Source organism: Moorena sp. (assembly GCF_982860115.1).
This window is the reverse complement of record NZ_CEYLVT010000213.1, coordinates 1-6,603: the sequence shown is the minus strand read 5'-3', so window position 1 is coordinate 6,603 and position 6,603 is coordinate 1. Positions and strand designations below refer to the sequence as shown.

At 41.7% G+C, this 6,603-nt stretch carries 7 protein-coding genes; 3 read left to right on the top strand and 4 right to left on the bottom strand.

The features are described 5' to 3' along the window. Positions 1-191: 191 nt before the first annotated feature. The 4 genes from AC4II3_RS26170 to AC4II3_RS26155 form a co-directional block, all read right to left on the bottom strand. Complete coding sequence (locus tag AC4II3_RS26170) at positions 192-593, bottom strand: C2 domain-containing protein (RefSeq protein ID WP_488015438.1); 402 nt, start codon at positions 591-593, stop codon at positions 192-194. Between the two features lie 396 nt (positions 594-989). Next, positions 990-1,334 (bottom strand): hypothetical protein, encoded by a 345-nt coding sequence (locus tag AC4II3_RS26165; RefSeq protein WP_488015440.1) that lies wholly within the window; start codon positions 1,332-1,334, stop codon positions 990-992. A gap of 398 nt (positions 1,335-1,732) precedes the next feature. Next, the gene (locus AC4II3_RS26160) at positions 1,733-1,975 is read right to left on the bottom strand and encodes a hypothetical protein (protein ID WP_488015442.1); all 243 of its coding nucleotides are present in this window, start codon (positions 1,973-1,975) and stop codon (positions 1,733-1,735) included. 671 nt (positions 1,976-2,646) lie between these two features. Further along, complete coding sequence (locus tag AC4II3_RS26155; RefSeq protein WP_488016693.1) at positions 2,647-3,015, bottom strand: hypothetical protein; 369 nt, start codon at positions 3,013-3,015, stop codon at positions 2,647-2,649. A 406-nt stretch (positions 3,016-3,421) separates the two neighbouring features. On the opposite strand from AC4II3_RS26155, the gene AC4II3_RS26150 reads away from it, so the two are divergent. From AC4II3_RS26150 to iscB, 3 genes are all read left to right on the top strand, one after another. Beyond that, entirely contained in the window at positions 3,422-4,561 is a 1,140-nt protein-coding gene (locus tag AC4II3_RS26150) for a hypothetical protein (RefSeq protein ID WP_490722930.1), read from the top strand. A gap of 192 nt (positions 4,562-4,753) precedes the next feature. Continuing rightward, a complete protein-coding gene (locus AC4II3_RS26145; protein ID WP_488016689.1) occupies positions 4,754-5,233 on the top strand; it encodes a DUF1822 family protein in 480 nt (159 codons plus the stop codon). A gap of 375 nt (positions 5,234-5,608) precedes the next feature. After that, positions 5,609-6,603: RNA-guided endonuclease IscB (gene iscB, locus AC4II3_RS26140; protein ID WP_488016687.1), on the top strand; the 995-nt coding region annotated here is incomplete at its 3' end.

Sequence of the window (6,603 nt, the reverse complement as noted above, 5' to 3'; positions counted from 1 at the left end):
CAAGGAATGCTAGAGCCAAAAAAGGGGTCAGGGGACTGTTTCCCCTGACCCGATACTGTGTTGAGCTTGCGCCCCTGAGATGGCTTCTTCGAGCTGAAGCGATTCACCACAGAGGTGTAGATCACTCACCATTGACTTTATGGTGAGAATGTCACAGCCAAAGTAAGTTACTGATCGCTGTGATTTTTGGTTTAGGCAAAAGCGCGGTAGTAAATATCGTAGGTAGAACCACTTCCACTTACTCGCGCTCTTCGTTGATAACCATTGGTGTTATATGCGGTAAAACCTCCCATGCGATCGTCACGAGAAAAGCGATCTTTATCAAAAAGTTGAACCCTTGCAAAAGAACCAGGAGTCGATGTGCCTTGGTTTACAGTGCGAGTCTGACCTGTAGAAAAAGATTTATCTCCCCAGATCTTGTTGCCATTAATGGTGATATAGGTGTCGTCTTTACCGATGAAGTCAGCACCAGCCTTAATCGCTTGAATTTGATCGATTAATATGAACAGACCACCTTCTACCACAGCCCCTTGTTCGGGAGTTAATTCAGTGAAAAGTTCTTCATTGGCAGTGATTTTGTCGATGTTTGACATGATTGTTCTCCTTGATTAGAATTTAGTTAATTTTCCTGGAAGCCAATGGTTGTTCCAGCTAGAAGGGTAAGCTGCCGACAGTTAACTTGGCTTACCCCTTCTATTGACTTGTCAGGGAAACCTCAGGAACTTACGCAGCCATTTACAAAACTTCATATTAAGACCGCAAAAAAAAAGGCGTATGCAACCGCAGTCCTGTTGAGACTGTTCGAGGAGGATTGGGAATCTGATCTGAGTGGGGGAATGATAAAGCAAAAAAAGGGGTCAGGGGAAAAAGTCCCCCGACCCGATACGGTGTTGAGCTTGCGCCCCTGAGATTTCTTCTTAGAGCTGACCTGAGACAGGACAGTGTCACCAATGAGATTCAAGACAGAAAATCCACTTGAGATTTACCGATTAGGCGACGCTATAGAGCTCGATATCGTATGGATTGCCAGGAGTTGATGTGTTGTCTTGAAATTCATACACTCTTCCATTTTCCAAATTGTATGTTTGCAACAATGTGTAATTGTTTCGGCCGTCTTTGTCAAATTTAATGATTCCTCCGTTGTACGCAGTCCATACTGAACTACTGCCAGGTTTCGCGAACTGCGGCTGCGTTAGTTGACCATCAACATAGTAGTTGATATTATAGTTGGTCTTGTTCCGAATCGTGAACACCTCGTATCCGCCACTGATTGTTTCAGCATCTGTCTCATTTAAATCGACAAACAGGTCTTGATTAGCAGAAATAGTTGACATAGTTTTTCTCCTGGATTAAACTTGAATAAGTTGACTTTAAGGCGATTTTTGTGACCGGTAGAGGGGTAAGCTGTGGACATTTAACTTTGCTTGCCCATCTATAGACTTGTCAGGGAAACCTCAGGAACTTACGCAGCAATTTACAAAAGTTCATATTAAGACCGCAAAAAAAAAGGCGTACGCAACCGCAGTCCTGTTGAGAGTGTTCGAGGACGATTGGGGATCTGATCGAAAACAAGGAATCGTAGAGCCAAAAAAGGGGTCAGGGGAAACAGTCCCCTGACCCGATACTGTGTTGAGCTTGCGCTCCTGAGATTTCTTGTTCAAGCTGACCTGAGACAGGACAGTTTCACCTCAGAGATTCAACCCCCGTAAATCCACTTGAGATTTACCTAAATCTAAAGTGCACCTATGTCAGCGAGGGTGATACCGCCGAAGAATAGAGGAAAAGCCCTTCGGAATGCATACTCACGTCCATTGGCCGCATCGACTGTTCGCCCTTGGAACCCTGGTATAAACGGGCGAGAGTCAAAGGTAACGTTTCCTCCCTCGTTAGTAAACCATAATACACTCCGGCCAGGGCGCAAGTTTCTTGCTCGACCATCGATAATGTAGGGAACACTGAAATTGGTTTGGTTCACAAGCTTGAAGATTTCGTTTGGGCCACGGCCGCCCCGCCTCTTTATGCCGCCACTGAGTGTTTCAGCATCTTGCTCATTGACATCCACAAACAGGTCTTGATTAGCACAAATACTTGACATGGTTTTTCTCCTAGATATAACTTGACTTCAGTTCCCTCGAAGCACATCTGTGTGACTCTTAGAGGGGTAAGCCAAGAGGCCGTAATTAAGCTAAATTCATACAGAACCCAATGACCGGTTTTGCTATTAAAAGCATCACACTTTCTTGACTGCCCTGAGTCTGCTAATTAGTAGCATAATCTCATTTATATACAGCAGAAGATAAATTTATGTAATTTTTATGATCAAGTTTTGTAACGAATCTGCTCAAACTAGGAAATTACCCTGATCGCGGTTTTGACATCCCTAGAACTGGGGTTGTAATCGTTGACTAGTTATTCAGCTATAGCAATTCTATATGATTCGTAAAATATATTGCCCAAAGCTATCGCTATAACCTTTGCCCAGTAAAGATTTACGATTTTGCATATTTTACAAATGATTTAGGATTGCTATAGATAATTTATTACTTCCTGATCAAAACTGCGATCAGGACTAATGTTAGAGCAGAAAAAGGGGTCAGGGGACTTTTTCCCCTGACCCGATATGGTGTTGAGCTTGTGCCCCTGAGTCTACCCTATGCGAAAGAGTTCGATATCGTATGGATAAGGAGTCCTTCGGTCGAGTTGAAATGCATACTTACCTCCATTGGACAAATTGTATTTTCGCAATTGAACCCCTGGTCGGCCAAAATCATAGTCAAAGGCAATGTTTCCTCCTTTTTTAGTATTCCATGTTACATCCACACCAGGGTAGGGGTAGGATGTTTGTTTGCCATCAACACTGTAAGGTATACGAACATGAGTTTGGTTAGAAACCGTGAATATCTCACGTTTTCGCCCCCCGAATATCTTGGATAAAAAGCCTCCTCCGCTAACTGTTTCAGCATCGGTCTGATTTAAATCAACAAACAGATCTGGATTAGCAGAAATAGTGGACATGATTTTTCTCCTGGATTTAATTTGAATTAATTTGACTGGAATTAAATCTTTTTTCCAATTATGGGGGTAAGCAAATCAGCAGTAATTAAACCCTATTACACAGCACATTATTATCGGTTTTGCCATTAAGAGGATTACGCTTTTTTGATTGCCCTCACTTTATTAATCACTCCGAAAATCCAATTTTTCTACAGCCGAGTGTAAAGTTTTGTAAATATTTTTTAGTTTATAGTCTAATGAAGTACATTAATTTTTTTTTAAAATAAGCATGTTATATTTTTTTGCTTTACTCATGTACCTCACTAAAAAAATAATTACCAGATAAATATAAAGTTATGTAACGAATTGCAGAAAACTTGGAATTTACCCTAATAACTAATTAGGCAAGTATTCCTAATCAATGGTCATGAACAAGCAAATTCAACATCTGGTGCTTAAAATACAACATTATACTCCGGAAAATCAACAACGAAACCAGGCTTTGGCAGAACTAGTTGAGCATATTTTGCGTACCCGTAAAGTGTGTCGCCCATGTCCAGGTCACCCTCTATCTGGCATCTATCTAGAGATCTATCAGACCGTACAGCAGCAGCTCAACCATCAACTTGAGGATGATCTTGACAGCCCATATCTACGAATAACTTCTGATCAGGAGTGGGCGTCTTGGCGGGATAGTGTTTTTAAGAAGGTACTCGACGAGGGTCGTCTTCAGCAGCTAGCCCTAGAAGCACAACGGCACCAACCCCATACCCCAGAGGGATTTTATGCCTTAACGGAATTGCTCAATGCCCTTAAGCTTTCCGGTAAGCTTTGCCATCGAGGCAAATTTTCCCCGTCAGTCTATGATGATGCTGTGAATCGGACATTGTATTATGTCTATCAAAACCTCAATCACTACAATCGAGAAAAAGGAAAATTTATAGCCTGGGTCAATTATCGCCTCGATAAGATGTTAAAAAAGGCTCAACAAGACCTGACTGACCCATTTATCCAAGCTCAATCTGGCAAAATTGTCAGAATTAAATATCAGTTGAGCGCTCTGATTAAAAGCACCAAACTAGATCATGTGATTGTTTGGATAACACTGACCATCAAAGGCTTAATTACAGACAAAACCCAGGCCCGTAACGTTACTAAAATTCTGATAGTATTATTTCTGTTGTGCCAGTTAATCGCAAAAGACCGAACAAAAGGAAATTCATTAGTGTTTGAGATGGCTAAAGCCTCTCTGCCTTTCTCCGCAAACTTGTCTGAGAACACTGGGGAATCGATACCCCTAGAGACTGTGGCACAACCGGAAACAGAACTGACGTTGTATGACCAGGTCAGATCCTATTTTAAAGAAGACCCAGAAAAGCTTTTGCAGAAACATATAAAAAACCATCCTTCAGCTACCTTGCAAGTGATAGGGTTAGCGTACCTAGACGGAAAAAAATGGCAAGAGATATCGGATTGTTTAGGAATTAAAATTTCATCCCTTAATAACTTCTTTCAACGTAATCTTAGGAAATTAGCCCCTGAAATCAAGAGATATATAGAAGAATAAATGGGCTAAAAGGGATATAAAAAAAATCGGTGCTTAATCTTATCCATACATAAACCTACATCAACTGTAGGGGTTAAAGGAAATTATTACTATCTATATTAGACTACCGATAGAGTTGATAATTGATTGGTAAGGCTAAACTAGAGAGATTGCTCAGCCACACCAGCCTGTAAAATTATACTCACACTACTTATGGTCACACTACCAGAAGCAGCCCATCAGCTAGCAGAAAAGCGTTGCCAACAGCAATCTCATCTGGAAAAAGCCGAACAGGTTTATCTCAATACCTTGGCGGTGTATGCAGTGAATCAGTACTTAGAGGGTCTAGAATTTGAAACTGATTTAGACTCTAGTGATAGCCAGAATTCGATTATGCAGACATTCCTAGATGTGGCTGATTTAGTAGTTAAAAATTACGGCAAAATCGAATGTAAACCAGTCTCGCCAGATGCCGAGTTTGTTTACGTCCCAGAAGAAGTTTGGCAAGATAGAATTGGTTATATAGCGGTACAACTGAATGACTCCTTGACAGAAGCCAAACTGCTGGGATTTGTGGAAAATGTGGCAACTAATGAGTTACCGTTAAGGCAGTTGCAGCCGATGGCAGATTTTCCAGGATACCTTCAGGATTTACCAATAACATCAACCGATAGTCGAGAGGTTTCATGTTGAAGGTTGTTTAGTTCGTAGGGTGCGTTAGGGGCGGAAAGCCTCGGATTTTTCGCCTCAAGCGCCAGTGTTGGGATAGTCCGCCCCGTAACGCACCACCAAAAGGCTCACCCTCACTAATTGATAGCCGTCACGAACCCACCGTTAACCGCGCTTCGCGGTATAACGGGGGCTTGAATAAGCTCACGACGTGACCAGCCTCAGACTTTTTAGTCTACGTTTTTTGAGCTATCACACCTTTAGATGCGTCGCTAGTCTTCTGCTCTGTGGTTGACAGTTAAACAGTCATAAATGGGTTAAGACAGTGCTGTTAACAAGACAAACTCAAAAAACATTGGCGAAGCGAACTTAACCCTAGCAATAGGAGAAAACACAATTATGCGTGTCTTTGTACTCAACAAAAATCGACAACCTTTAGATCCATGTAAACCTGCGAGAGCTAGGATTCTACTTTCGACAGGAAAAGCAAAGGTTTATCGTCGTTACCCATTTACCATAATCTTGACGGAGGAGATAAAGGATCCAGTAACTCACGAGCACCAATTAAAAATAGACCCTGGAGCAAAAACAAGCGGTCTAGCTATTGTTCAAGGAACACGGTTAATCTGGGGAGCCGAACTTAGTCATAGAGGTTTCCAAATTCGAGTTGCTTTGAGTTCTCGTAGACAATTGAGGCGCAGTAGACGTAATCGCAAAACTCGATACCGCAAGCCCAGATTTCTTAACAGAACTAGACCGAAAGGTTGGTTAGCGCCTAGTTTGACGTCTAGGGTTCAAAATATTTTAACTTGGGTTAAAAAGTTGATTCGATTCTGTCCTATCACCGGCATATCCCAAGAATTGGTTAGGTTCGACACTCAAAAGCTGCAAAATCCTGAAATATCTGGTATCGAGTACCAACAGGGTACACTTTACGGCTATGAACTTCGGGAATATTTACTTGAAAAATGGAATCGCAAGTGTGCTTATTGTGGGGCAACAGGTACTCAGTTAGAAATCGAGCATATCAAGCCATTATCTAAAGGTGGTTCCAATCGGGTTTCTAATTTAACTATTGCGTGTCATCCATGTAACCAGGCTAAATCCAATCAAGATATTGAGCTTTTTTTGTCTAAGAAGCCTAGTATCTTGAAACGAATACTGAGTCAATCATTACGCCCCCTGGCTGATGCGGCTTCTGTTAACTCAACTCGCTGGAAGTTGTACTACGAACTGAAATCAATAGGATTGCCTGTTGAAGTGGGTAGCGGCGGATTAACAAAATTCAACAGGTGCCGCCAAAATCTTCCTAAAACTCATTGGTTAGATGCGGCCAATGTTGGAAAAGTTGAAACTCTGATTATTGAAGTAACCCTACCTTTGGTAATAACAGC